19 protein-coding genes and 1 pseudogene are annotated in these 24,633 nt (G+C 61.3%); 6 read left to right on the top strand and 14 right to left on the bottom strand.

Translation table 11 applies throughout. The features are described from left to right. Positions 1-263: 263 nt before the first annotated feature. Positions 264-1,295 carry a Gfo/Idh/MocA family oxidoreductase gene (locus tag FJ319_04910; GenBank protein ID MBM3933628.1) on the bottom strand — a complete coding sequence of 344 codons (1,032 nt, stop codon included), beginning with the start codon at positions 1,293-1,295 and terminating at the stop codon, positions 264-266. Beyond that, the gene (locus FJ319_04905) at positions 1,288-2,250 is read right to left on the bottom strand and encodes a sugar phosphate isomerase/epimerase (GenBank protein ID MBM3933627.1); all 963 of its coding nucleotides are present in this window, start codon (positions 2,248-2,250) and stop codon (positions 1,288-1,290) included. Before FJ319_04905 ends, FJ319_04910 begins: the two co-directional genes overlap by 8 nt. A gap of 70 nt (positions 2,251-2,320) precedes the next feature. On the opposite strand from FJ319_04905, the gene FJ319_04900 reads away from it, so the two are divergent. Genes FJ319_04900 through FJ319_04890 form a run of 3 tightly spaced genes read left to right on the top strand, consistent with a single transcriptional unit; the run spans position 2,321 to position 6,341 of the window. After that, the gene (locus FJ319_04900; GenBank protein ID MBM3933626.1) at positions 2,321-3,694 is read left to right on the top strand and encodes an MFS transporter; all 1,374 of its coding nucleotides are present in this window, start codon (positions 2,321-2,323) and stop codon (positions 3,692-3,694) included. Continuing rightward, complete coding sequence (locus tag FJ319_04895; GenBank protein MBM3933625.1) at positions 3,691-5,016, top strand: MFS transporter; 1,326 nt, start codon at positions 3,691-3,693, stop codon at positions 5,014-5,016. The genes FJ319_04900 and FJ319_04895 overlap by 4 nt, the downstream gene beginning before the upstream one ends. Then, a complete protein-coding gene (locus tag FJ319_04890) occupies positions 5,013-6,341 on the top strand; it encodes an MFS transporter (GenBank protein ID MBM3933624.1) in 1,329 nt (442 codons plus the stop codon). Before FJ319_04895 ends, FJ319_04890 begins: the two co-directional genes overlap by 4 nt. Here the strand turns inward: FJ319_04890 and FJ319_04885 are convergent. From FJ319_04885 to FJ319_04870, 4 genes are all read right to left on the bottom strand, one after another. Continuing rightward, complete coding sequence (locus FJ319_04885; GenBank protein ID MBM3933623.1) at positions 6,307-7,422, bottom strand: hypothetical protein; 1,116 nt, start codon at positions 7,420-7,422, stop codon at positions 6,307-6,309. The genes FJ319_04890 and FJ319_04885 overlap by 35 nt on opposite strands. A gap of 6 nt (positions 7,423-7,428) precedes the next feature. Further along, complete coding sequence (locus FJ319_04880; GenBank protein ID MBM3933622.1) at positions 7,429-7,707, bottom strand: hypothetical protein; 279 nt, start codon at positions 7,705-7,707, stop codon at positions 7,429-7,431. A 95-nt stretch (positions 7,708-7,802) separates the two neighbouring features. Then, positions 7,803-9,197 carry a hypothetical protein gene (locus FJ319_04875; protein MBM3933621.1) on the bottom strand — a complete coding sequence of 465 codons (1,395 nt, stop codon included), beginning with the start codon at positions 9,195-9,197 and terminating at the stop codon, positions 7,803-7,805. 65 nt (positions 9,198-9,262) lie between these two features. Beyond that, a complete protein-coding gene (locus FJ319_04870) occupies positions 9,263-10,225 on the bottom strand; it encodes a GNAT family N-acetyltransferase (GenBank protein MBM3933620.1) in 963 nt (320 codons plus the stop codon). Between the two features lie 323 nt (positions 10,226-10,548). Between FJ319_04870 and FJ319_04865 the strand changes: the two are divergent. Next, positions 10,549-10,641, top strand: a pseudogene (locus tag FJ319_04865) (histone H1). 232 nt (positions 10,642-10,873) lie between these two features. Here FJ319_04865 and FJ319_04860 read toward each other — a convergent pair. The 8 genes from FJ319_04860 to argJ all read right to left on the bottom strand — a co-directional run bounded on the left by FJ319_04860 (position 10,874) and on the right by argJ (position 22,845). Next, positions 10,874-12,532 (bottom strand): D-aminoacylase, encoded by a 1,659-nt coding sequence (locus FJ319_04860; protein MBM3933619.1) that lies wholly within the window; start codon positions 12,530-12,532, stop codon positions 10,874-10,876. A 204-nt stretch (positions 12,533-12,736) separates the two neighbouring features. Beyond that, positions 12,737-13,696 (bottom strand): hypothetical protein, encoded by a 960-nt coding sequence (locus tag FJ319_04855; GenBank protein MBM3933618.1) that lies wholly within the window; start codon positions 13,694-13,696, stop codon positions 12,737-12,739. A 165-nt stretch (positions 13,697-13,861) separates the two neighbouring features. Further along, the gene (locus tag FJ319_04850) at positions 13,862-15,037 is read right to left on the bottom strand and encodes an NAD(P)/FAD-dependent oxidoreductase (protein MBM3933617.1); all 1,176 of its coding nucleotides are present in this window, start codon (positions 15,035-15,037) and stop codon (positions 13,862-13,864) included. Between the two features lie 169 nt (positions 15,038-15,206). Next, positions 15,207-16,475 (bottom strand): argininosuccinate synthase, encoded by a 1,269-nt coding sequence (gene argG, locus FJ319_04845; protein ID MBM3933616.1) that lies wholly within the window; start codon positions 16,473-16,475, stop codon positions 15,207-15,209. Between the two features lie 116 nt (positions 16,476-16,591). Beyond that, positions 16,592-17,794 carry an aspartate aminotransferase family protein gene (locus tag FJ319_04840; protein ID MBM3933615.1) on the bottom strand — a complete coding sequence of 401 codons (1,203 nt, stop codon included), beginning with the start codon at positions 17,792-17,794 and terminating at the stop codon, positions 16,592-16,594. Further along, positions 17,795-20,569, bottom strand: a complete 2,775-nt coding sequence (locus tag FJ319_04835; protein ID MBM3933614.1) for a UPF0182 family protein — start codon at positions 20,567-20,569, stop codon at positions 17,795-17,797. It lies immediately after the preceding gene. Positions 20,570-20,579: 10 nt separating this feature from the next. Beyond that, positions 20,580-21,473, bottom strand: coding sequence for an acetylglutamate kinase (gene argB, locus FJ319_04830; GenBank protein MBM3933613.1), 894 nt, complete (start codon positions 21,471-21,473; stop codon positions 20,580-20,582). A gap of 163 nt (positions 21,474-21,636) precedes the next feature. After that, positions 21,637-22,845 (bottom strand): bifunctional glutamate N-acetyltransferase/amino-acid acetyltransferase ArgJ, encoded by a 1,209-nt coding sequence (argJ, locus tag FJ319_04825; GenBank protein MBM3933612.1) that lies wholly within the window; start codon positions 22,843-22,845, stop codon positions 21,637-21,639. Between the two features lie 222 nt (positions 22,846-23,067). Here argJ and FJ319_04820 point away from each other — a divergent pair, with 222 nt between their 5' ends. Together FJ319_04820 and FJ319_04815 are read left to right on the top strand one after the other, a co-directional pair. Continuing rightward, positions 23,068-23,979 carry a universal stress protein gene (locus FJ319_04820; protein ID MBM3933611.1) on the top strand — a complete coding sequence of 304 codons (912 nt, stop codon included), beginning with the start codon at positions 23,068-23,070 and terminating at the stop codon, positions 23,977-23,979. Between the two features lie 97 nt (positions 23,980-24,076). Next, entirely contained in the window at positions 24,077-24,493 is a 417-nt protein-coding gene (locus FJ319_04815; GenBank protein MBM3933610.1) for an archease, read from the top strand. Positions 24,494-24,633: the final 140 nt, after the last annotated feature.

Below are 24,633 nucleotides of genomic sequence, written 5' to 3'. Positions count from 1 at the left end.
GGGCGATTCGAGGATGTCAAGACAAATGAATGGAGGGCAATTTATGAATGATGAATTATGAAGTATGAATATGCAGGGACGATCTCAGGGTAACCATGGTCCGGCGAGGTGTTTGCTGCGTCATGTTCTTTCCCTTAAGCCTCGCCTGAAGCGCACGTGGACGGTGGTAGGCCCACCGTCCACATGGATATCTTGCAGATGTCAGTTTCGCCGGCTATTCAACTCGTAACTTGTAACTCGTAACCTGTAACTTGCCTCCCCCTCTACACGTCCCCGTACTTCGCCACGCTCTCCGGCAGCTTCCCGTTCGGCAGCCACATCTCCTTGCGGAAGTCCACCGCCACCGACTTCCCGGTGCGCATGGACTCCAGCGCCTTTTCGGTGAAGATCGTAGGTATCGAGGCCTCCCACGCGTCCATCGTGCTCGCCTTGCCGTTCAGGCACATGTCGGCCAGTAGCTTCCAGTGCTTGTCGAAGCCGTCGTGGTAGCGGTTCTCCGGGATGCCCGGCTCGGTCGTCCCCTCGAACGCAAGCTTGGTGAAGCCGTGGATTGCCGCGCTCTTCGGGCCGCCCTGCACCTCAACGTACCACTTCGTGGGGTTGATGCCGCCCAGGCCCATGTCCGTGAACACAGAGTTCCCGAAGCTCCCATTCTCGAACCTGATGAGTATCGAGCTAGTGTTCGTCGCCTTCCCACCGTAGCCCATCGCGTACACCTCCGTCGGCTGCGAGCGCATCACGTGCCACAGCCAGTGGAGGTTGTAGCCGGCAGTGCCCAGGAGGCCCCAGTAGAGGAGCGGCCCCTTCTCGTCGTCGACGATGTACTGCTCCGTCCACGGCAGGCGGCACATGAAGGTGCTGTAGTAAGGGTGAGGGATGACCTCCCGCAGGCGCTTCGTGATCGGCGAGTACTTGAACCACCAGCCGCTCATCAGCTTCACGCCCGACTTGTGTATCGCCTCCTGCAGCCGCTTCCCCTCCTCGATCGTGTCCGTCAGCGGCTTTTCGATGAAGATGTGCTTGCCCGCGGACGCCGCCTCGATCGCCAGCCGCAGGTGGGAGTCCTGCCGCGTGCAAATGATTACCGCATCGATCTCGGGGTCTTTCAGGACCCTGTCGACGTCCGTCGTGTGGTACTCGGCCCCGAACTTCGCCGCGTAGTCTTTCGACGCCGCCTCCACGATGCAGCACGTCGCGACGATCTGCACCTCCGGCGTCGCCAGTATGTTCGGCGTGTGAATCCGCGCAATCTTCCCGCAGCCAATCAGGCCGCACCGCAGCACCTTATTATCCACGGGCGGCCCCCACCGTCTTCTCGGACTCGATCTGTTTCGTCAGCGCCTGTATGCGCGACATGTTGAGCCGCATCGCCTCCTCCTTGGAGCCGCCGGGCGGGAGGAAGTGCGTTGAGATCGAAAGCATCGCCTGGATGTTGTTGTCACGCAGGCTGCGCAGGACGCTCGGGAAATCGACCTGGCCGTCGCCGATAGGGCAGTAGTCGAACTTGTTGTGGTAGCCGTCCACGACCCTCAGGTCCTTGATGTGGATGGAGTTGATGTACGGCTTTACATTCAGGAAGCTGGCCGAGACCGCGTCGATCTCGCCGCTGTTGATGTTGTCGGCGGGCCCCCACATCACCTTCAGCCTCTTCGACTTCACCCGCTCCATCAGCGCGCGCATGTTCGTCGTGTTGCTCGTGTAGTTCCAGGGCATCATGCCTACCACGACGTCCACGTTGCGCTTCTCCGCCGCCTCTGCCACCAGCGAGAACGCCTTGGTAAGCTTGTCCATGTCCAGCTCCGAGATGATACCCCCGCGGGTTAGCCACCGCATAGGCCACGTGGGCTTTGCGGCGGTGTACTCGCCCGGCCAGGCGAAGCTGTAGGTCATCACCGTGTTGCACCCGGTCTTCACGGCGGCGTCCATGCACTTGAGCAGGTCGTCGAACTCCTTCTTTAAGAGCGGGTTGTCCTGCATGCCGGCGAGGTCAAGGTCGGTCAGGTGGACCTGCTTGAATGTCACGCCCGTGCCGATCATCCACAGCTTGAGCTTGTGCGCCTTGAGCCTGTTCATCGCAGATGCAATCTGCTTGTCGGTTGCCTCAGCGAAGTCCGGCTCGCCGGCGAGGAGCGTATACCAGACGTACTCGCACCCGGTATCCTGGGCCAGCGCCAGCGCCTGGTCCAGTGTGAAAGTGCGCACTTCGTTAAGGAACATTCCGATTTTGTAGCGATAGGGAGTCAGGGCCATATGCAAAATCCTTCCCTTGCTGGTATGGAGACGCGCTCAATTTACCACTTTCGGCGAGCGTTGACACGGCATGGCCCCGCCTGTACTCTGGGCTGGCATTTCATGCGTCCGATTTCAGGAATACACTCCCAAGATGACCACGCAAACGCCGGCAGACAACGCCGGCACGTCCCCGGCCCTTAAACCAACGGCTCCCCCTTCTGCCACCGATTACGACCATCCTGCTCGCAAAGAAGGCGCACGAGCCTTTCTTGTCGAATCGGCCGTGGGCTCCACACCCGTATCCGTGCATGGGCAGTTTACCCACCCGTTCATTATCAAGATGGGCGCCACAAGCTCCCATATGGCGCTCCTTGCCGCGATGAGCGAGGCGTTCTCAATCGCCTCGCAGCTCGTGGCCCCGTGGCTGACGCGGGCGACCGGCGGTAGGAAACGCATGGTAGTCGTCTCCACTCTCGCGGCCGCAGTCCCGTGGGCCGGCCTTATAGCCGTCCCTTTCCTTCCGGATGGCATCCGGGTGTGGGCCGCCCTGATTATGATCAGCCTTACCCTCACCGTCGCCCTGATCGGCGACGCGCCGTGGGGGAGCTGGGTGTCGGACCTTGTGCCTCCCGGCCGCCGGGGCAGGTGGATGGGCCGACGAGGGACGATAGCCCTGGTGGTCTACGTCGGCATCGGCCTTGTTGGCGCATTTACCCTCGACGGCCTGGGCGAAGCGGTGAAATGGGGGTTTGCTGTCGCGTTCGCCGCCGCCCTTGTCGCCAGGGTTGCTTCGGCATTTATCTTCTCAAGAGTTGCCGACCCGCGGCCGGACCTGAAGATGACGCCGATGCCGCCGCCGTGGAAGCTCGCGACGATGGTGAAAGGCAATCCACGGCTGGGCCGTTTCTACGCCTACATGCTGGCGATACACTTCGCGATATTCTTCGCGGCGCCTTTCTTCGGCATATACATGCTGAACGATCTTGGCATGTCGTACACCGCGTACGTTGCCGCCGGCGTTGTCAACAGCTTAGCCCAGATGGTCGCGATGCAGTTCTGGGGCCGCGTGGCCGACCGGAAGGGCAACTACTTTGTGCTGGCGGTCTGTGGTGTGACTTTTTCCCTGTGGCCGATCGTCTTCATCGCCGTACCCGCGATCTGGTATGTGTTCGTGGCCAACATTGCGATGGGTCTAGCAAGCGCAGGCTGGGCGCTGTGCCAGTACAATTTCGTCCTGGAGAACTGCTCGGATGAGGACCGTCCCCGCTCAGTCGCCTTCTACCGTATCGTTGTGTCCGTGGGCTCCGTCACGGGCTCACTCGTGGCCGCAATTCTCGCGCCGCGGGTTCCTGAGCTCCTCACCTACCAGATAATGACGATGTTCATCATATCCTCTGCCCTGCGCGGCGCGGCCACGTTGGCCCTGCTCCCGCGGTTCCGGGGGAAGGCGCTCGCTGCATGATAACGAAACGCTTTCCGGCCAAGGCGCCCGATGCTCCGGCCGAGACTGGACCGGCTGACCGCGAGCGCGACGCGAAGCTGTTCATGGCCGAGGTCGTGCCGAGCTCGATACCCACCGGCGTGTATAACAACTTCTGCAACGCCTTTGCGCTCAAGATGGGCGCATCCAGCTCGCAGATGGGGTTTCTGGCGGCGACGATAGAGCTTTTCTCCATGCTCACCCAGCTTGTCGCACCCAGGCTTGTAGGGATACTGGGCGGACGGAAACGGATGACGGTAATCGCCACCGTCTTCGGCGCGATTCCGTTCGCGGCGCTGATGGTGGTCCCATTCCTGCCCGCGGGCGCGCGAGTGTGGGCGGCCATTGCCCTGCTAGGCCTGGCCTTCCCGCTTGCCCTTCTCAGCGACCCCGCGTGGGGAAGCTGGATGTCCGACCTGGTCCCGCGCCACATGCGCGGTCGGTGGATGGCCAGGCGCGGTGCTTACCAGATGGGCATCTATATCGTCCTCGGGCTTACGGGAGCGCTCGCGCTCGACCGGCTTGGCGACGCGGCAAAGTGGGGTTTCATCGCTGCCTTCGCGCTTGCGCTGGTCTCGAGGTTCGTCTCCGCGGCGATTTTCGCAATCGCACGCGACCCAAGGCCGGGCCTGCGTCTCTCACCGGCGCCTCCACCCTGGAAGATGTTGAGACACCTTACGGCCAAGACGAACCTGAGCGGGATGAATCGCTATCTGATGGCGATGCGCTTCGCCATGCCGTTCGCCGGTCCGTTCTTCAGCATCTACATACTGAACGACCTGGGCCTGTCTTACACGCAGTTCGTTGCCGCCGGCGTAATCAGCGGCATAGCACAAATGACGGTGATGCCGCTGTGGGGTAAGCTGGCGGACCGCAAGGGCAACTACTTCGTACTCGTGACCGGCGCCGTCTTCTTCTCTCTCTGGCCTACCCTGTTCATACTGGTGCAGGAGACCTGGTACATCTTTGCCATGTACGTTGTGCTGGGACTCGCCGAAGGCGGCTGGGGCATGGCCCAATACAACTTCGTTCTGGAGCATTCCACCGATGAAGAGAGGTCCAGCGCGGTTGCGCTCTACCGGGTTATCCCGGCAGTGGGGGCGATGCTTGGAGCACTCGTGGCGGCGACGATAGCCCTGCACATGCCTCAGATTTTCGCCTACCAGATTATGACCATGTTTGTACTTTCCACGGTCCTTCGCAGCGCCGCCACTATCGCGCTGGTGCCGCGCTTCCGCCCTGGGAAGGCGTCGCCTGGACCGGAGTTGGAGAGGCAGTCCTCAGGGGAGTCACCGGGACAGTGAAGACCCGCATTCCAGAGGCGTCCGCGCCTTACCCCAGCGAGTACGATCTCCCCGGTCGAAAACGCGGCGCGAGGGTGTTTCTTGCCGAGGGAGGCTCGTGGGCGGCGACGTCTGGCGTACAGGCGAACTTCTTCAACGTCTTCACGATCAAGCTGGGCGCCACAGCTTCGCAGATGAGCCTCTTTGCCGCCTCCGCCGAGCTGTTCACTATCGTTACTCAAAATTTCACGCCTGGCATCACACGGGCCATGGGCGGCCGCAAGCGAATGGTCGTTGCGACAAACCTCCTGAGCGCGATTCCCTGGGCTATGCTCTGCTTTGTACCCGCCATGCCTAACGGCTCGCAGGTATGGGCGTCCATCATCCTCACCGGCCTTGCCATGACGGCGCTGCTGGCCACCGAGGCGGCATGGATGAGCTGGATGTCAGACCTCGTCCCGCAGCACCGTCGTGGGCGCTATATGGGAGTGCGGGGAGCTATGACAACGGCCATTTCAGTGGTAATCGGGATCACAGGGGCGTACGGCCCGGGGCTCTTCCAGGGAGGTCGATTCGAGGGCGACGGTGCGGGAGGAATGGCCGCAGGAGTATTTGTCGCGTTGTTCGCGCTGGGCACCGCGGCCCGGATAATCTCCGCAGTGATGTTCATGACGGTAGAGGACCCTCGGCCGGACTTGAAGGTAGCGGTCAACCCACCGCCGTGGAAGCTACTCAGCCTGGTCACGCCGCGCACGCGATTGGGGATGTTCTACATATACATGTGCGTGGCGTATATCGGCGGGTACTTCGCGGCGCCGTTCTTTGGCGTGTATCTCCTGAACGACCTCGGCCTATCCGTGAGTAGGTATATCACGTTCGGCATTGCGTCCAGCATCGCGGCAATCGTCACCATGCCGTTCTGGGGCCGATTCGCAGACCGCTACGGCAACTGGAAGGTCATGGCCATCTGCGCCACAGTCCTCTCTGCCTTCCCCGTCTTGATCATGCTCCATCCCAGCCCCTGGTGGATCGGTGCTGTCTACGCGTTTACGGGCCTGACAACATCAGGGTGGGGGTTTTGCCTGTACAACTTCTGCCTTGAAAATGCCTCCGACGAGGAGCGGCCCCGCGCCGTCAGCCTTTACCGCGTTATGGGCTCCACCGGCAGCCTGGCCGGGGCATTACTGGCCGCATACCTGGCGCCTCGAGTGCCCACAATCTTCACGCACCAGATCATGACAATGTTTGTCATAGCCCTGGTGCTGCGAGGCGCGGCAACGGCGGTCATGATGCCCATGTTCAGGGGAACGACTAGTGCGTTTTCGGCATCTCGTAGTCGTCCCTGAACGTGTTGTACTTCACCAGCACTTCAAGGTCCTCCACCGCAAGGCCGTAACCCAATCGTTCCGGGCGGAAGTCGTGGGAGATCTCCAGAACGTTGTGGCCCTTGCGCGGCTGCACCCTGTGCAAAGTGAGCTCTGCCCACCGGTCGTACGGGTACATGTTGCTAGCCCGGTAGTGCGCGCAGGGCTCGGCGGCCAGCGACTGCCCGTTAAGGAACAGCGATATCCTGTCCGCACTGACCATGTTGTGCAGCCGCATCCTGATGCGGATTTCATGGATACGTCCCTTGCTCTCAACAGGGTCGTCGGCCAGGTAGAAGGGTATTGCGTGCCTCTTGCCAGGATCCACGCAGTTGATCTCCAGAGGGAGCGGGCGTTTGAAACCCAGCTTGTCCGTGTAGTCCGACTTCCGGTTAACGACGTAGTGCTTGGTGCTCTCGCGCAGGATATCGGGATTACCAATGTCCGCGAGCGTTCGGCGCTCGGTGTCGCCAAGCGGCCATCGCATGAACCATGAGTACATTCCGTCGCAACCGCGGTCAAAGTAGCTCGCCGCGGCGGCGTGGTACATTGCCGGCGTGGCGAAGACGCGCGTGTAGTATTGGCGAGCCTCGTTTGTGTAATAGGCCATAAGAATCGGGTAGACCGATGCGTTGTACTTGTGCGCGAGCTCCACGAGCCACTCCACCGGAGTGTCGGCGTCGATGCGGTTGTGTGCGTAGACGAGCGGGGACAGATAGTCTACCAGACCTTCCTTGAGCCACGTGCGGATATCTACCCCGTGCGCCAGGTTGATCTCTTCCGTGGGATAGACTCGGACTCCGATCAGAGCGGTCTGCCCAACCCTGTTCCGCGCCGTCTCCGTCGCCTTGCGGACCCACTCGGTGACGACGGGAGTGTACTGGGTTACGTCTTCTGCGCGCAGGTGGAAGGCGGACCATCCCGGCGGCGCAGCAAAGTCCAACTCAACTCCCTGGGTGTTGTAGCCCACCAGCAGCTCGCGCACGATGCCGAAAAGATGGTCGCGCACGCGCTGGTCTGCCCAGCCGGGCCCGCCGCCCCGGGTGCTGAGGGCGGGGTCCATTCCGCCCTAGCCGCCCAGCCGAAGGCTGGCGATGAAGTCCATGCCATGGTGGTGCGCGCGGTCGATCAGCACCTGCGGCAGGTCGTGCCCGTCAGCCTGCAGCGACTTGATGGCGTTGTGCGCCCGCCACTCGTAGTTCCCGAACTCCTTCACATCGTCGCCGAAGGGCATGCTCACCTTCGTGGGATAGAAGAGGCCGTCGTCCCTCGCCACGCCGTATACGAACGTGTTGATCGGCGTGCCGGCAAGCTGGTCCACCGGCGCCCATGCGTCCTTGAGGCGCATTGGCGGCTCAAAGTTCTACAGATAGAAGTGGCGGGCGTCGTCGAAGTAGATATTCCTGCGCTGTCTCATTGTGTCTCCGGATACAAGATGCCGTCCTAGATTCCCGAAGGGAATGGCGTGTACTCGATGATTACCTCTACCTCCTCCACGGTCGCATCGCCGGCCATGTCTTCCGGGCGGCTGTCGAGCGAGACGGTGAGGACGTTGTCGCCCTTCTTCGGGCGGACACTCCCGAGATTGAACTCCTGGATAGTGCTGCGGAAGTCGCGGAGCGATACTCCACCGCCGTGGTAACTCGTTACGTGCTCATCGTCCAGCGGCTTCCCGCTGAGCTTGAATCTTATCGTGTCCGCCGCGAGCAAGTTGGTGACCAGGACCTTCAGTTTGACCAGCCTCACCTGTTTTGAGTTGCCCTCGACATCGTCCGCGATCCGGAACCGGATCTCGTGCGGCGTTCCCAGGGCGGCCGATGAAAGGGTGACCGGCAGCGGGGCGGGATAGCCCATCTCGGCGCCCTTTTCCGTGCGCTTGTTGAGGAAGTAACGTTTGTCCGCCTCCCTGACGATTTCCGGGTCTCCCATTTCCGTCAGGATGCTACACTCCAAGCTGCCGAACGGCCAGTGGAGCGCGTGGGTGTAGATCCCGTCCACGCCGCGGTCCCAGTGGTTGGCTATGACCGCCCGCGCCATTTCGGTGGTCGGGTACACGTTGATCGGCGCGCCGCTGAACGTTGATCGCGCATAGTGCTGCATGAAGCCGTAGACGGACACATCCGCCTCGTGCGCAGGTCCGATGATCCAGTCGATCGGCATGTTGATATCGAAGTCGGCGTAGATGTAGAGCATCGGGACAACGTAGTCCAGAAGCCCTTCCTTGAGCCACGCACGCACGTCCATGCCGTGTCTGAGGTTCATCTCCTCCGTCACATAGACGCGCGCGCCCACAAGGCCCGGGCGGGCATTGCGCTCCCGGACGGCCCGGGAGGCCTGGCGCACTTGCTCCGTCAGCACATCCACATACTTGCTTTCCTGCCCCGGCGGGAGGAAGGGCTGCATGCCGGAGGGGTACGCGGCGAAGTCCAGCTCCACCCCCTCGACGTCGTAGCTCGCCATCTCTCTTATGACCTTCATCTGCTGCTCGCGGAAACCGGCGTCGCTGAGGCCTGCGCCGCTGGCCGGGAACGTTGCGCCCGGAGGGTCGATGGCCTCGGTGCTCGCCATGCGAAGGCTGGCTAAGAACTCCATCCCCTTTGAGTGCGCGCGGTTCGCGAGGAGAGATAGCGGGTCCAGCCCCCTGTCTACGAGGCTCTTCATGCACTTGTAGGCCCGCCAGTAGTGGGCGGACTTCACGGGCCTGCTGGTCTCGCAGAACATCTTGCCGACCTTCGTGTCATAGTACATCCCGTCGTCGCGGCACACGCCGTAGATTAGCGTGTCCACGGCCGTGCCCACCACCTCGTCCACCGGCCGCCAGGCGTCCTCCATTTTCATCGGGGGGTCGAAGTTGAAAAGGTATTAGTGGCGCGCGTCGTTGAAGTAGATAGTGCGGCGCTGTCTCATATGGTCTTCCCCATCTTTATCGATTCCACCTTGCGGTTGTCGAACTCAAGGTCTTCCCCAGGCTCCCAGCGGGCGAATCCCTCTGACTGGTACATCTGGTGCTTCTGTTCGTCCTCCACCGACAGCACGGCGTAGCCCGTCGTGGCGCCGTTCTCCTTGCCCCAGGCCAGCGCGGCGTCTATCAGCGGCTTCCACGCTTCAGCGAAGCGGTAATGAGTGAAGCCGTCCACGCGGCACGAGTTGGGCTTGTCGGTCCGGACACTGGACAGCCCAACGATCCGGTGGTCTTCTGTGACTGCGGCGAACCAGGCGCCGAAGCCGTTCTTCGTGACCGCATTGTAGCGCGGGTACAGGCCCATGCAGGACCGTTGCAGGTTGTACGGCGTGGAGTACAGCGGCACGTTGGAATCCAGCACCTGAACGTTATGAGGAGTAAGGATAAGGGGGATCATCGGCACGCGGTGCGGCGGGCCGCCGGCCTGCACGGTGAACTTGCCGGTGCGGCGGAAGTAGTCCACCATGTACTCCTCAGGCGATGCGCCTGTGGTGATATTCGCCATGACGTTGCTGCCTGCGAGGCGGTGCCACCCAAGACGGCGGTACATCCGCGCCGGGCCGGGCTCACTGGTGCCGAGAAACATTGCCTGACCGCCCAGGGCCTTGAACTCTTCGAGCGCCTGCCTGGAAAGCTCTGTGGCTATGCCCTCCCTGCGGAACTCCAGCTCAGTGGCCACCTCGCCGAATCCGCCCAGGTAAGGGATGTTCAGGGGCACTGTGACGTGGCAGGTGCCTGCCAGCTTGTTCCCCTTGCGCGCAATGTAGAAGACGCCCCGGTTGTAGTCCAGCTCGTCTCCCAGGAGCGCTTCGATGGTGACATCCTGTGAGCCGGGGAACATCTTCTGCCAGAAGTTGATCAGCTCTTGTGAAAGGCCAAGCTTCAGCGGAGCTTCAAATTTCATGTGGCAGGCCTCTGTAGGGGAGTTCGGAAGGCATTACAATCGCCGATGTCGCAAATCGACAGTTTGGTGCAAATGCCTTACACTCTCTTAAATTAAGTATTGACAATGTCCGCAATGAGTGCTGTAAGATGCAGGCAAAGCTTTGCAGGTATACGCAATCGCCGATTGCATGAGATATACCATGATCGCGGACCAAGAACAAGCTGATTGCCCTGCGATTATCTGGCCCCATATCGGGTCGCTCCTTTAATCGGTTCGTCCCAGACGGTACGAAAATCGCCCTTAAGGCGGAAAGGAGTCAAAGAACCATGGCTGTCCCTCCCAAGCCCGCATCGGCCGCCCCCGGCAAGTCCGCCGCTCCTGCCAAGCCGGCAGCGCCCTCCAAGCCCTCTGCCGCCCCCGCCAAGAAGAAGTAGTTCGGCGATGTCCGGTCGAAATCGAGAGGAGACCCCGACTGGTCTCCTCTTCGATTTAGCCGATTCGCCGCCTCGAAATCGCCCGCTGCGAACAGGGCCGGCACCCTGGGCCAGGTCTTGGACCATCCCAGGTAACGGCGCGATCGCCTATAGGGCCGGACACCGCATGCCCCCGATTGCACACGGCTTTGCGCGACAACGAGGGTGTCGGCTGTTCCGGCTGTTCAACTCACTATCCCCAATTCACTATTCGCCCTTCTCCCCCCCTCCTCAACACCCGCCCCGACCGCGCGCCCGTATGCTTCCCGCCCTTGATTACCGCCTTCCCGTTCACAAACACGTGCGGCATCCCCACCGGGTACTGGTGCGGCGCCTCGAACGTCGCGCGGTCCAGAACCGTGTCCGGGTTGAACACCACGATGTCCGCTGCCTTCCCCTTCTCGATGTAGCCGCGGTCCTTGATGCCCATCCTGTCCGCCGGGAAGCCGGACATCTTGCGCACCGCCGTCTCCAGCGTAAGCACCGGCACCTCGCGCACGTAGCGGCCCAGGATGCGCGGGTACGTGCCGTAGAAGCGCGGGTGCGGCATCGACTTGCCGTACAGGCCGTCCGGCGACACCGCGTTGCCGTCCGAGCCGATCATGCCCATCGTCTGCGACATGAAATAGCGCATGTCTATCTCGTTGCGGTTGTGCCACGTCGCGGATATCTCGTCCTTCTCCTCGCCCAGCAGGCGCAGCACCGCCTCGGATGGCGCCTCTCCGGTCTGCTGGGAAACCTGCTCGATGGACTTCCCCACCGTCCAGCGGTTCTTCTCGGTCGCCGTCATCGTGATCACGACCGTCTTCCAGTCCGTCACCGGCCCGCCGTCCAGCCCGGAGTTCATCTCGTCGATCGCCTTCTTGCGCGCCTTCTTGTCCGCGAGCCTGACCAGCAGCGGATGCAGGCCGCCCTCCTTGAGCCAGATCGGCGCGGTCTGGTGCAGGTCGATGCCCGCCGCCGTGTAGGGGTACATGTCGTACGTGATGTCGATCCCCTCGGCCCGAGAGCGATCGAACACGTCGATCATCCTCTGCCCGGTGCCGAAGAAGCGGAAGTCGTTGATCGCCAGGTGTGAGAACTGCACGCCGATGCCCGACCGCCTGCCGACCTCCGCCGCCTCCTCGATCATCTTGACCAGCAGCCCCGGCAGCACCCGCGCGTGCGTCGCGTAGATCGCCCCGTACGGCTGTATCGCCTTGCAGACGGCCGCCACCTCGGCCACGTCCGCGTACATCGAGGGCATCAGCGTCAGCCCGGTGGACATCCCGAACGCGCCCTGCTCCACGCACTCTATCGCCAGCCGCTGCTGCCCCTTGAGCTCCTCCGCCGTCGCCGGCCTATCCATCAGCGCGCCCACGCCCACGCGCAGCGCCGCGTTGCCCACCAGCGCCGCCACGTTGATCGACACGCCGTTGGAGTCGATGCGGTTCGCCCACTCGTCCATCGTCCGCCAGTCCCACTCCACCACCGACGACATCGTCGTCCCCATGATCTCCTTCAGCGCCTGCGGCGTGGCCACGCCGCACGGGAACGCCGAGTACGAGCAGTTGCCCACCACCTGCGTCGTCACACCCTGGTACACCATGCTCTCCGCGCCCGGATCGTCCAGCACCGTCACATCCGAGTGCGTGTGAATATCGATAAACCCCGGAGCAACCACATGCCCCTTCGCATCGATGCGCTCCCTCGCCTCCGCCTTCCCCAGCTCCCCCACCGCCTCAATCCTCTTCCCCCTGATACCCACATCCCCCCGGTACCCGGGCTTCCCGGTGCCGTCCACAATCGTGCCATTAAGAATGAGGGTATCGAACGTAGCCATCAAAAGAACTCCCGAAAAAGATGCGGACATTGTAGCAGCGAAGAGGGGGATTAAGCGCAGAGGACGCAGAGGGAAGACGCAGAGCAGGGGCGGTTCTTGTTTCTCCCCCTCGATGTGGGAGATGTCGCGGCCCTGCGCGACAGAGAGGGTGATCTTGGGGCTGGGCCGGGCGGGGCGACGCTTACCGCCTGTGACGGCAATCACACCTGCGAAGCGCCTCACTTTCCATCGTATCTATGGTCTAGGCGTGGTCGGGCGTCCCAGCCTAGCCTCATCAATTCTCCGACCAGGGATCGTCGCGGCGATCCTGTCAGCCAGTTGCAATTTCAGGTCGGTTGGCTCTCTCCACACAATGTGATTGAATTGACGAGTATCAAAATGAACAGTACCGATGTCAGTTTCGCGGCAAGTCCAGATAACGTCCATGTTTAGTCCCTTGGCGAAACCAGCCTCAAAATATACTCCAGGCCGCTGCCCCGTAACATCGGCGACCAAGAGACTGCTTCGACGAATCTCAGCAACTATTCTGTCATCTATTTTGTCATTGTGTTGGACTTGATCGATTCTAAGCGGCTTATACTCGGTCGCCTCCAAAGCCACCTTGATCCCATCGGTCCAGGCCTGTGACACGGAATCATGGAACCACATTGCGACGAAGGCTTGGTCAGAGTCCCCCTGAAGTTTGGCAATCTCTTTCGCCCGTTTCCATCCATCGGGAGTAAGCCTGATTCGCCAATCACGGGCTAATCGATCGGAAGTCGCCTGAAGTAATTTCTGCTGAACAAGGTTCTCCTTGAGCGCCTGAAACTCTTCTTTGTCGCGAGCCAACACCAATGGATAGTTAGCATTGAAATCCAACTCCACGTATTGATCGGCCCACTTCTGGGTCTTGCTATACAACAGAAGAACGCGGTCCAGTTTTTCGAGCGGTGTTTCGTCCGGAACAGACCCTATCATAGCCTTAAAGTTGTCGACCTTTATTTTCAGAAATCGACCCGCATCAGATTCACCTCGCGTTAGGTAGGAAAGGACATGCCGTTTATCGTTCGCTTCATCAAACCCACTATCTGCCAATTGCATATCAATTGCGTATCTACCACAGGTCGAGCACTCCACAAATCGCATAAACATACCGTCGCTCGGCACTATTACAGACGCCTGCTTGACGCACAGAGGACAGATCTGATTCGGCATTCTAACCCCCAAAACGGTCCATAGGATCGGCGAGAAATAGAACATATGTAAGCATAATGCGTGTTGTGCAACAGGAAATCAAGAGGGCACTTTGATTGATAGACTTGAGTTTCTTTCTTCCCCCTCTGCGTCTTCCCTCTGCGTCCTCTGCGCTTAATCTTCTTCCTAGACCGACTGCCCCGCCACCCAGCCTGACGACCACGCCCACTGGAAGTTGTAGCCGCCCAGCGGGCCGGTCACGTCCACGCACTCGCCCACGAAGAACAGCCCCGGCACCTTGCGCGCCTCCATCGTCTTGGACGACAGCTCCGCCGTGTCCACGCCGCCCAGCGTTACCTCCGCCGTGCGGTACCCCTCCGTGCCCGCCGGGGTGAGCGTCCACTGCTTGAACGCAGCCGCCGCCGAGTCCAGCTCGCGGTTGGAGGCCTGCCCTATCTGGCGGTTCTCCAGGTACACGTCGCACATCGTCTCGGCGATCCTCTTGGGGAGCAGCTCGGCCATGAGCGTCTTCAGCTCGGCCTTCGGGCGCGCGGCCTTCATCCTGCCTAGGTGGTCGCGGAGATCCAGGTCGGGGAGCATGTCGATGACCACCTGCTTGCCCTCACGCCAGTGCGACGATATCTGCAGCACCGCCGGCCCGCTGAGGCCGCGGTGCGTGAACAGGACGCTCTCCCGCCACGTCACGCCGTCGCACGTCGCCGTCGCCATGAACGACACCCCGGACAGCTTGCCGAACACATCGAGGTCCTTCGGATGGAGGGTGAACGGCACCAGCGCCGGCCGCGTCTCCGTCACCCGCAGCCCGAACTGCCGCGCGACGTCGTACGCAAACCCCGTCGCGCCCATCTTCGGTATCGAAGGCCCGCCCGTCGCGATCACCAGCGACTCCCCCTCGAACCGCCCCATCGAGGTCTCTACCGCGTACCCGTCCCGCCGGTCGATGCGCTCAACCTTGCACTCCACTCGGAGCTCCACCCCCACGGCGGCGCAATCGGCGAGCAGCATCTGGACGATCTCGGACGACGCGGTGTCGCAGAATAGCTGGCCCAGGTGCTTATCGTGGTAGCGGATGCGGTGCTTTTTGACGAGGTCGATGAAGTCGTGCTGCGTGTAGCGGGTGAGGGCGGATACGGAAAAATGGGGGTTCTGCGAGAGGAACTTCTCGGGCTCGGCGTTGAGGTTCGTGAAGTTGCAGCGGCCGCCGCCGGAGATGAGAATCTTCTTCCCCACCTTCTCAGCGTGCTCGATCACCAGCACGCGCCGCCCGCGCTTCCCGGCCTCCACGGCGCACATCATCCCCGCCGCCCCGCCGCCGATGACTATGACATCGTATTGCGTCATGAAGACCTCTAAGAAGTTAACCGCAGATTACGCAGATTACGCAGATTTCTTTTTCTGGTGTCCGATATTGCCCTCAAGTGGTCATGCCACTGTGCCATAACCACCTCCAGACAACCCCGCACGCCAGACAAAATAATCTGCGTAATCTGCGTAATCTGCGGTTAAACTCCTACTCTTCCCGCCCCAGCGCCGGGAACTGCCGCACGCCCACGTTGCGCGCGGAGACCTGGAGCACCTTCAGGAAGCCTTCCGCGTCCGCGTGGCCGTAGGAGCCGATGGCCTCCATCGACGAGTCGTCCGTGTACAGCGAGTGCGGCATCGCCTCTAGCGTGTCGTCCGCCGTGTCGAAGCCGACCGTGCCCCGGTAGAGGCGCACAGTGATCGTGCCCGTCGCGAGCCGGTTGATCGGCTCCAGCGCGGCCAGCGCGGCGGTCGTGGTCAGGTCCAGCCAGTAGCCCTGGTATATCTGCCGGCTGATGATCGAGGATAGGTACGCGTGCAGCTCCCGCGCGCGGCGGTCCAGGATGAACTGCAGCAGGAACTCGTAGGAGCGGCCCAGCAGCTCCATGCCCGGTGCCTCGTAGATGCCGCGCGACTTTATCCCCACGAACCGGTTCTCGACGACGTGCGTGCCGATGCCCACGCCGTGCTTCCCGCCGATCCTGTTGGCGGCCTGGAATATCTCAACGAGGCCCATCGCGTTGCCGTTAATCGAGACCGGCGTGCCCTCCTCCCAGCGGACGGTCACCGTCTCGTACTTGTCCTCGCCGTCCCACGGCCACACGCCCATGCCCGGATCGACGAACGTCGGCGAGATCGTGACCTCTTCAAGGTCGCCCGCCTCGTGCGTGAGCCCCAGGAAGTTGGCGTCCGTAGAGTAGCGCGACTGGCTGGACGGCCTGATGGGGATGTTGTTCTTGTGGCAGTACTCGATCATCTGCTTGCGGCCGGGGAACTGCGCCACGTACTCGGGGTCTCGCCACGGGGCGTAGACGTCCATCTTGGGCGCGAGCATGTTCATCGTGAGCTGGAAGCGCACCTGGTCGTTGCCTCGGCCGGTCGCGCCATGGAACAGCACGGGGATGCCGCGCCTCTTCAGCTCCGGCAGGATCGCGCCCACCGTGATCGGCCGCGCGATTCCCGTCGTGTTCCAGTACTCGCCCTCGTACCGCGCCTGTGCCTGGATGACCCTGAGACCGGCCTCGGCAAGCGCCTGCTTGCCGTCCACGATCATCGCCTCCACCGCGCCGGAGCCGAGCATGCGGTCCTTGATGCCGTCCAGGCTCTCCTCGTCCGGCTGGCCCAGGTCCACCGTGAAGCCGGAGACCTCGAACCCCTTTGACGTTAGCCAGTGCGTGACCGTGCAGCTATCCAGCCCGCCGGACACCGCGCCGCCAAGGAGCTTTACATTCTTATCTTTCAACTCGCGCCAGTTCACAGAGTACCTCTTGAAGAAAAGTATGAATTATGAAGTATGAATGATGAAGGATCGATCCGAATGCCTTCGATCCCCACTTCATACTTCATAATTCATCATTCATAATTCGCCTTCTCTTACTTCTTCGCCGTTGCCGTCTTCGCGCCCTCAACGATCGCCTTCTCGAACAGCCCCACCGCCTTGTCCACCTCCGCGGCGTTTACCGTCAGCGGTGGCATCCAGCGGACGATGTTCGGCCTCGGGGCGTTCAGCAGCAGGCCCAGGCCATTCGCCGCCGTCAGCGTCGCCGCCGAGATCTCGATATTGAACTCCACGGCGTTCAGCAGGCCCACGCCGCGGACTTCCTTGATGAAGCTATGCTTCGTCTTCAGCTTGCCCAGGCCGGCCCTGAGCCGCTCGCCCATCTTGACGGCGTTCGCGGGAACGTTGTTATCGATGGCGTACTTCACCGCCGCGTACGCCGCTGCGCTAGCGAGCGGGTTGCCGCCGAAGGTGGAGCCGTGGTCGCCCGGCGCAAGAACGTTGCAGAACTCCTTCGTCAGGAACGCGCCGATGGGCGCGCCGCCGCCGAGGCCTTTGGCAAGGGACATCGCGTCCGGCTCGACGTCGAACGCCTGGTAGCCGAACAGCGTCCCAAGCCGGCCGATGCCGGACTGCACCTCGTCGAAGATCAGGAGCATGCCGTTGTCCGTGCACCACTTCCGCACGGCCTTCATGTACTCCTTCGACGGAACGTTTACGCCGCCCTCTCCCTGCACAGGCTCCATCATCACGGCAGCTGTCTTCTCGGTCGTCGCGCGCTTGATGGCGTCCAGGTTGTTATACTCAACCACCTTGAACCCCATTGGGGCCGGTAGGAAGCTGTCCAGGGGCTTTCCGGAGGCGGCCATCGTCACGAGCGTTCGCCCGTGGAAGGAGTGGTCCATTGTGATGATCTCGTGCGCGCCGTTCTTCTTCGTGATGCCGTACTTTCGGGCAAGCTTGATCATGCCCTCATTGGCCTCGGCGCCGCTGTTTGCGATGAAGATGCGGTCCATGCAGCTGTTATCAACGAGTATTCGGGCCAACTCGAGCTGCGGGATCGTGTAGAACTGGTTGGAGGTCTGGAGAAGCGCCTTCGCCTGCTTCGCTATCGCCTCGGCGACTACAGGGTTGGCGTGGCCGACATTGACGACGGCCCACCCGCCGGTGAAGTCCAGGTACTCCTTGCCGGCGTCGTCCCAGACCCTGGTCCCTTCGCCTCGCACGATCACGATCGGCTGGCGCCGGACGACCTGCATGTAGTACTTCTTTTCAACTTCCTTCCAGTCTGTTGTCATCTATTGTCCTCCCGGGGTTTGCTCGAGGCCTTCGAGCGTCTCTTCGAGATCCAGGATGCTGTCAAGCAGCCCCTGGACGGCGTTCTTCATATTCCGTAGGCTCTCGCGAATCGCGTCCAGGTCGCCGGGCTCCGTTACCGGAGGCGGAGGCGGCTGGACCGACGCGCCAACGAGCGCGTCTATGCCGACTGGCACGGATTCCCTCATGACCACCCGTTCGCCGGACGCCAGCACCACCTGCTTCAGTTCCGGGAACTCGATGCCGGCAGCCTGCAGGTACACGGGCTCCGCGTACAGCAGGCCGTAAGTGTCTTCGTGAATCACCGGTATTACGAGCAGGTTGCCGCGTATGCAGGTTGAGCCGCCCTGGCACCGCAGCGTGAACCATTCGGAAATGAACGGGTCGTTATCGATCTTCGCCTCAACCTGCTCGGGGCCGTCCACCTGCCTGTCGCGCGGGAAGATCAGCGCCTGAAGCTCGCCGTAGTTATCGCCGTCACTCCGGGCCGCCAGCCAGCCGGCCATGATCGGCGGATCATTGCGCGTGTACGGCGTCAGGAGCACGAACTCGGGAACTGTCTCGCCCGGCAGCTTCATGATGGCGTAGTAAGGCTCAACCTGCTCGAGCTGCCCGGAGATTCCCACCTTCTCTCGTGCCAGACGCCACAGGTCCTCGCGGTTGTAAAAGTCCTGCGGGTCGGTCATATGGTAACGCAGGAACTTCTCCGCCTGCACACTAAAGATGTTATTGGCGTAACGGATGTGCGACCTTAGCGAATCCGGCATTGCGTCGATTGGCTTGAAGAGTGTCGGGAAGATATTCGCGTACGTGGCTGCAACGGGGTCATTCTGGTCGACGATATAGAACTGGACTGTGCCGTCAAAGGCATCCACGGTCACTTTCACACTGTTGCGAATGTAGTTGTAGGAATTGATCCCCGTGCCGACTTGTTCCGAGTAAGGGAAGTGGCTGCTCGTTGTGTAGGCGTCCAGCATCCAGAAGAGCTTTCCATCCGCTGCGACGATGTACGGGTCTTCGTCCATTCTCAGGAACGGGGCGATCGCATGGGCGCGGTCGCGGACCGTGCGGCGGTACATAATCTTGCTTTCCGCCTTGAACTCGTTCGTAAGCAGGATCGCCATATCGCTGAACTGCCACGCGTACGCGAGGCGGCGGATGAACGAGTTAATCGGCACTCCGCCGGCGCCGTCGTAGTAGAAGTCCTTGGCTTCAGAGCCTTCCAGCTGATAGTCCAGCTCAGGGGTATTCGTGTCCACGAATACGTACTCGTCCGTCATCTCTCCGTAGTAGATGCGCGGGTTGGTTATTAGCTGCTCCGGCTGAGCCGCGCCGGGGGCGGAAATCCTTATGATGCCGTCGTTCGGGATATCTTTAGCGTAGAAAAGCGGGCGGCCTTCGGGCGTGAACTCAGTAACGGGGCTCATTGCAATACCGAAGCCGTGCGTATAGCGCAGCTTGGTGTTGACCCAAGTCTGGGCTGCAGGGCCGAGCTGGCTCTGCTCAACCTCGCGCGCCGCGAGCATCACCTGCCTCAGCTCCCCGCCGATCATGTAGCGGTCGATGTCTGCCTCGTTGAAGGTGTAGTAAGGCCTGATCTGCTGGATCTGCTTGTAGACATTGGACAGCGGGCCGTTGTCCCATAGGCGGATGTTCTCGATCGATTCCGGGTTCTGGTCTATGAGGTCGCGCGTCATGCCGGGCACGGCCGGGTACTGGAGGCTCTGGATATTGTCCAGTCCATAACCCAGGCGCGTGAATTCGATATTGTTCCGGATGTACTGGCGCTCAAGAGCGAACTCGTTCGGGTTCACAGAAATGCGCTGCATCGCGTTCGGCCACCCTGAGCCGAGCGCAATGGCCGCGACTGCCCACAGCGCGAGCGCACCGCCCAGCAGCCGCAGGCCGCGTACGTAGGCGTTCACCAGCATTAGAATGCCGCATGCGATGGCGATAAATGTCAGAATGAGGAACGCGGGCTCCGAGGCATGAACATCCGTATAAGAGGCGCCGAAGATTGAACCCTTTGCCGAGAGAACTATGTTCATCCTGTCGATCCAGTGTCCTACCGCCAGCGCAAACATGATTGACGCGCCGATGGTGGAGATATGGACCTTGAAAGCAGGGTTCAGGGGAAAACCGACGCCGCGGAAGTTGTAGCTGACGAAGTACGCGAAGAGTGTGGATATGAGCACGGCGATGCCGGCCGCGAGGAGCCAGGTCTGGACCATGTCGTAGAGAGGGAGCGTGAATACGTAGAAACCGGCGTCGCGACTGAAGATCGGCTCGGTTATGCCAAACGGCACTGCGGCGCCGTACCGCATCACGAGTGCCCACTGGGTGGCCGCGATAGAGCCGAAGACCCCGCTCAGAACGAGAACGATGACAATGGCGCCCCAGAGGATGAGGCGGCGCAGGAACTCTTTGGTGCCTGCGGGCATGGGCACGAGCTCGGGGCACTGCGAAATCCGCAGGGCGAAGTAAATGCTTGTGCCGCACAGGAGTGCGAAAACCGCGCCCGCACCTATGAAAAGGGCTGCCTTCGTCGTCAGGATCTTAAGGTAGACATCCCGGTACCCAACCTCTTCGAACCAGAAGAGGTCAGTGAACACGCCGCGCAGGAAGTTCGCGAACGCGAACGTCGCAATCACCGCGGAGATGATAACGATCCACTTGATCCGGCTGCGCAGCTCGGGTGTCATCGCGCCGGTCAGGTCGAACGGCATGTTTGGGCGGCGCGGAATATCAAACGACATCTATGCTCACCTACCCCACTCTGGTGCCGATGGCCGCGCCGTTCAGCACGTCCATCAGCGCATTGGGCTTGCGCCCGTCCACGATGTGAGTCGACCTGCCGCCGTGGAGCGCGAGCAGGCACGCTCCGATCTTGGGGATCATTCCCCCGGCGATCACTTTCGAGTCCACGAGCTCTTTTGCCTGGCGCTCCGTCAGGCGCGAGATGACTCGATTAGAGGAGTCCTTAACGCCTTCCACGTCGGTCATGAAGACGAGCTTCTCGGACCGGAGGGCGACTGCTATCTGGCCGGCCGCCGTGTCCGCGTTGATATTCAGGAGCGTGACCGGGGCACCGGGAACGGCGCCCGCCTTGACGGCCACCGGCGCGATAACCGGCATAAAACCGCGCTCCATCACTGCCAGGATGGGGTCGGCGTTCACCTTAGTGACGTTGCCGACAAGGCCGAGCTCACGGTCCATTATTTCGGCCTCCATCATACCGCCGTCCGCACCGGAAAGGCCCACGGCCTTACCGCCCATGGCATTGATTGTCGCCACCAGCTGCTTGTTGATGAGGCCTGTCAGGACTGCGGTCACGATGTCCATGCTCTGGGGATCTGTCACCCTGAGGCCGTTAACGAACCGCGGGCGTACACCCTGCTTTTCCATCCACTCGGAAATGACCTTGCCGCCGCCGTGCACCACCACCGGGATAACGCCGCGTTTTTGCAGGGCGATGATATCAACAAGCGTCGTGTCGTGGCTGCCGAGGGTGCTGCCGCCGATCTTCACCAGCAGGCTGCCTGTGGCTGCCGTCCCCTTCTTAGGATTAACGTCCTGGCCGGGATTAGGTTGCGTCATACCCTGGGTCGTGCCTTCATGATTGATAGGAAAAGGGTTAATGTTCAATGTATTGGATTCCATACGCGAGTCCGGGGAGGGTGGTCCCCTGGTCCTGTGAGGTTAATGACGGCGCGCGCCGCCGCCTTGTTGCGAGGCGCGCGCTGCTTAAGCGACGGTGTTTCGTCGGAGAAAGCGGGCGGAACGGTTGTGAGGGATGATGTGTGGGTGGGTCAATCCAGGGCCCTTATGTGGCGTACGCCGAGTTAAAGGTAACGTACTCCTCGGTCAGGTCGCAGCCCCAAGCAGTGCCGGAGGCCTCGCCGGCGTGAAGGCTCAACCGGAACTGCACGTCCGGGACGCTCATAGCCGAGATAACGGCTTCTTTCATGTACGGGATGGACACACCGTCGTGGACTATGTGGATATCGTTGATGAATATATCCACTTTGCTCTCATCGAAATCGATGCCGCTCTTCCCGAGCGCCATCATTATGCGGCCCCAGTTAGGGTCGCGACCGTGCACCATCGACTTTACAAGGTTGGAGCCACAGACCTCGCGCGCCGCCTTGCGGGCGTCCGCAACGGTCTTGGCGCCGTCAACGACGACCTCAAGAAGGCGCTGAGCGCCCTCGCCGTCGCGCGCGAGCTCCTTGGCAAGGCTGATGCAGATGTAGGTGAGGGCCTCCTGGAACGCCTTCGCGTCCGCGGGGTTCGCCTCTACGGGCTGGCCACCGGCCTTGCCGTTCGCCATCACGATGCATGTGTCGTTCGTGCTGGTGTCGCCGTCGACGTCGATCTGATTAAATGAGGTCTCTATCGCCTCTTTGGTGGCCTTGCGAAGGAACTCCAGCCCGACGGGCGCGTCCGTGGCGATAAAGCACAGCATGGTCGCCATGTTGGGATGGATCATGCCCACACCCTTGGCTGCGCCGCCGAGCGTCACCTTGCGACCCGAAAGGTCCACGGAGATGGCCATTTCTTTCGGATGAGAGTCGGTGGTCATAATTGCGCGGGCGAACTTGTGGCCGCCGTGCTCACTCAGGTGGATATTCCCGATGTTGTGGCGGATGAGCGCCATCGGAAGCTCCACGCCGATGAGGCCTGTCGAGCAGATCAATACTTCTTCCGGCTGGATGCCTACGTGCTTGGCCGCCAAGGCTGTGAACTCCTCAGCGTCCTTGAGCCCCTGCTCACCCACGCACGCGTTGGCGCATCCGCTATTGGCGACGACGGCGCGGGCTTTGCCTTTTGCGACGCGCCTCTGGCTCAGCACCACGGAGGGAGATTTCACCATATTGGTCGTGAAAGTAGCCGCGACGTTGGCCAGCACTTCTGAATATAGAAGGCCCAGGTCCAGCACGTCCTCGCCGCTGCGCTTGAGGCCTGCGTATGTGCCGCCGGCGATAAAGCCCTTCGCGGAGGTTACACTTCCGCCCTTGATAAGCTCGATCATTCTTGACTGTCCTGGAAGGCCCGTTGGCCGGGTAAACGTATCCGGAGGAATGGGCGCAAATACCCATCCTCAAAGCTTACGGCAGTATAGCATAGTCGATTTCGTCGCACTAGTGGATTTGTGGCCGTCGAAACCTCTCGCTGAGGCGCTTGGCAAGCGCCTTGACAATGTCGCGCCGGCGCATCCAGAATTGGGTCACAACCCTCTCGCAGGAGCAGGCCAATGCCGATCAAAAGCATCCTTGTGCCGCTCGACGGCTCCCCGCAGGCCGAGGCCGTCATTCCATACGTATACGCCATCGCGGCCAGTTTGAGCGCCCGCGTGATGCTCCTGCACGTGATCGGCGGGTCTCGAGCTGTTGCCGGCAAGCTTAAGAGCGAGGCCGAGCAGCAGCAGTACCTTGAGCGCATCCAGTCGCGGTCGTACCAGGCGGCCCAACATTACTTGCTGCAGCAGGTAGGCAAAATGAAGGATGCCGGCATCCAGGCGGACAGCGCCGTCGCGATGGGTGACCCGTCGTCCGTCATCGTCGAATACGGAGGCGACGTGAGGCCGGACCTGATTGCGGTGTCCGCGCACGGCAGGTCAGGCGACGGCGTGCTCATGGGCAGCGTAGCAAGCCACCTCGTACAGAACTCTCGCTCGCCACTGCTCCTGGTACCGAAGCTTGACCCTGCAAAGACCGCGCTGGGTTTTGTTGAGGAGATCATCGTCGCGCTTGACACTTCCGAGATGGCAGAGACCGTTCTACCGCTGGTCCATGAGGTCGCGATGGGATTGAAAGCACGGGCGACACTGGTGCTTTCCATACCAAAGCTCTCGCAGCTGTACCTGGGGCCGGAGATGGTATCGCACCCACAAGACATACTGGACAAGTCAGAACGAGAAGCCAGCGCGTACTTCACGGAGATCGCGATGCGCATGCACTCCGAGGGGGTCGCGACCGGCTGGAAAGTGCTCCACGGAGAGCCCGCCAATGCGATTGTAGAGCACGCCAGGAACCGCCCGAACTCGATGATCGCCATCGCCACGCACGGCCGCTCCGGCATAGGCCGCTGGGTAATGGGCAGCGTGACGGAGAAGGTAGTCCACGCCAGCGCGGTGCCGGTGCTGGTGTACCGACCGGCAAAGTGAGAATTATGAAGGATGAATTATGAAGTATGAAATGAGGAAGGGGACCTTTCGGATCGAACCTTCACCATTCATCCTTCATAATTCATAATTCTCTTCCATGACCTACGACTACTTCGAGCACACTGCCGACATTGGCGTAGCAGCGCGCGGCGCAACGTTCGAGCAGGCGCTCGCCCAGGCCGCCGTCGGCATGTTCAACCTAATCGCTGACCTTTCCACCGTCCGGGAGATGCATTCTCGCCATATAGCCGTCACCTCCACGGACCGCGAAACCCTGGTTGTAGACTGGCTCAACGAGCTCCTGTTCCACTACGAAGCCCACGACTTCCTTCCGGTCGCCTACTCCGTAAAGGTGGCGCCCGAAGGCGCGTCCCTCACCGCCGAGTGCCGGGGCGAGTCCGCCGACTCCCAGCGGCACCGCCTGCGCCCGGCGGTGAAGGCCGCAACGTACCACGGGCTGTCGGTGAGGCAAGACCGCCGCGAATGGCAGATACGCGTTGTACTGGACATTTGACCTGACTGTCCCTCACCCCCAGGATTGTCAATGCTCAATGACTTTGTCAGTCTTACTGCTCAGTGATTTTGTCAGTACGACTGGTTTTGGTTGAATCAGTCTCGATCTCCAAGGGTGATCTGGAGCCGGCTTTCGATCCT

The sequence above is a fragment of the SAR202 cluster bacterium genome (assembly GCA_016872355.1).
Classification (GTDB): Bacteria; Chloroflexota; Dehalococcoidia; order Lucifugimonadales; family VGZY01; genus VGZY01.
The sequence above is the reverse complement of the archived record's forward strand: the minus strand, read 5'-3'. Positions and strand labels throughout refer to the sequence as shown.

What these genes read in the sequence shown, in the direction of transcription:
- FJ319_04855 (MBM3933618.1), bottom strand. Translation starts at nt 13,696, where the DNA reads ATGCCGAATCAGATCTGTCCTCTGTGCGTCAAGCAGGCGTCTGTAATA.
- FJ319_04815 (MBM3933610.1), top strand. Translation starts at nt 24,077, where the DNA reads ATGACCTACGACTACTTCGAGCACACTGCCGACATTGGCGTAGCAGCG.
- FJ319_04860 (MBM3933619.1), bottom strand. Translation starts at nt 12,532, where the DNA reads ATGTCCGCATCTTTTTCGGGAGTTCTTTTGATGGCTACGTTCGATACC.
- FJ319_04870 (MBM3933620.1), bottom strand. Translation starts at nt 10,225, where the DNA reads ATGAAATTTGAAGCTCCGCTGAAGCTTGGCCTTTCACAAGAGCTGATC.
- FJ319_04905 (MBM3933627.1), bottom strand. Translation starts at nt 2,250, where the DNA reads ATGGCCCTGACTCCCTATCGCTACAAAATCGGAATGTTCCTTAACGAA.
- FJ319_04835 (MBM3933614.1), bottom strand. Translation starts at nt 20,569, where the DNA reads ATGTCGTTTGATATTCCGCGCCGCCCAAACATGCCGTTCGACCTGACC.
- FJ319_04895 (MBM3933625.1), top strand. Translation starts at nt 3,691, where the DNA reads ATGATAACGAAACGCTTTCCGGCCAAGGCGCCCGATGCTCCGGCCGAG.
- argB (MBM3933613.1), bottom strand. Translation starts at nt 21,473, where the DNA reads ATGGAATCCAATACATTGAACATTAACCCTTTTCCTATCAATCATGAA.
- FJ319_04880 (MBM3933622.1), bottom strand. Translation starts at nt 7,707, where the DNA reads ATGCGCCTCAAGGACGCATGGGCGCCGGTGGACCAGCTTGCCGGCACG.
- argJ (MBM3933612.1), bottom strand. Translation starts at nt 22,845, where the DNA reads ATGATCGAGCTTATCAAGGGCGGAAGTGTAACCTCCGCGAAGGGCTTT.
- FJ319_04850 (MBM3933617.1), bottom strand. Translation starts at nt 15,037, where the DNA reads ATGACGCAATACGATGTCATAGTCATCGGCGGCGGGGCGGCGGGGATG.
- FJ319_04820 (MBM3933611.1), top strand. Translation starts at nt 23,068, where the DNA reads ATGCCGATCAAAAGCATCCTTGTGCCGCTCGACGGCTCCCCGCAGGCC.
- FJ319_04900 (MBM3933626.1), top strand. Translation starts at nt 2,321, where the DNA reads ATGGCCCCGCCTGTACTCTGGGCTGGCATTTCATGCGTCCGATTTCAG.
- FJ319_04840 (MBM3933615.1), bottom strand. Translation starts at nt 17,794, where the DNA reads ATGACAACAGACTGGAAGGAAGTTGAAAAGAAGTACTACATGCAGGTC.
- FJ319_04875 (MBM3933621.1), bottom strand. Translation starts at nt 9,197, where the DNA reads ATGAAAATGGAGGACGCCTGGCGGCCGGTGGACGAGGTGGTGGGCACG.
- FJ319_04885 (MBM3933623.1), bottom strand. Translation starts at nt 7,422, where the DNA reads ATGGACCCCGCCCTCAGCACCCGGGGCGGCGGGCCCGGCTGGGCAGAC.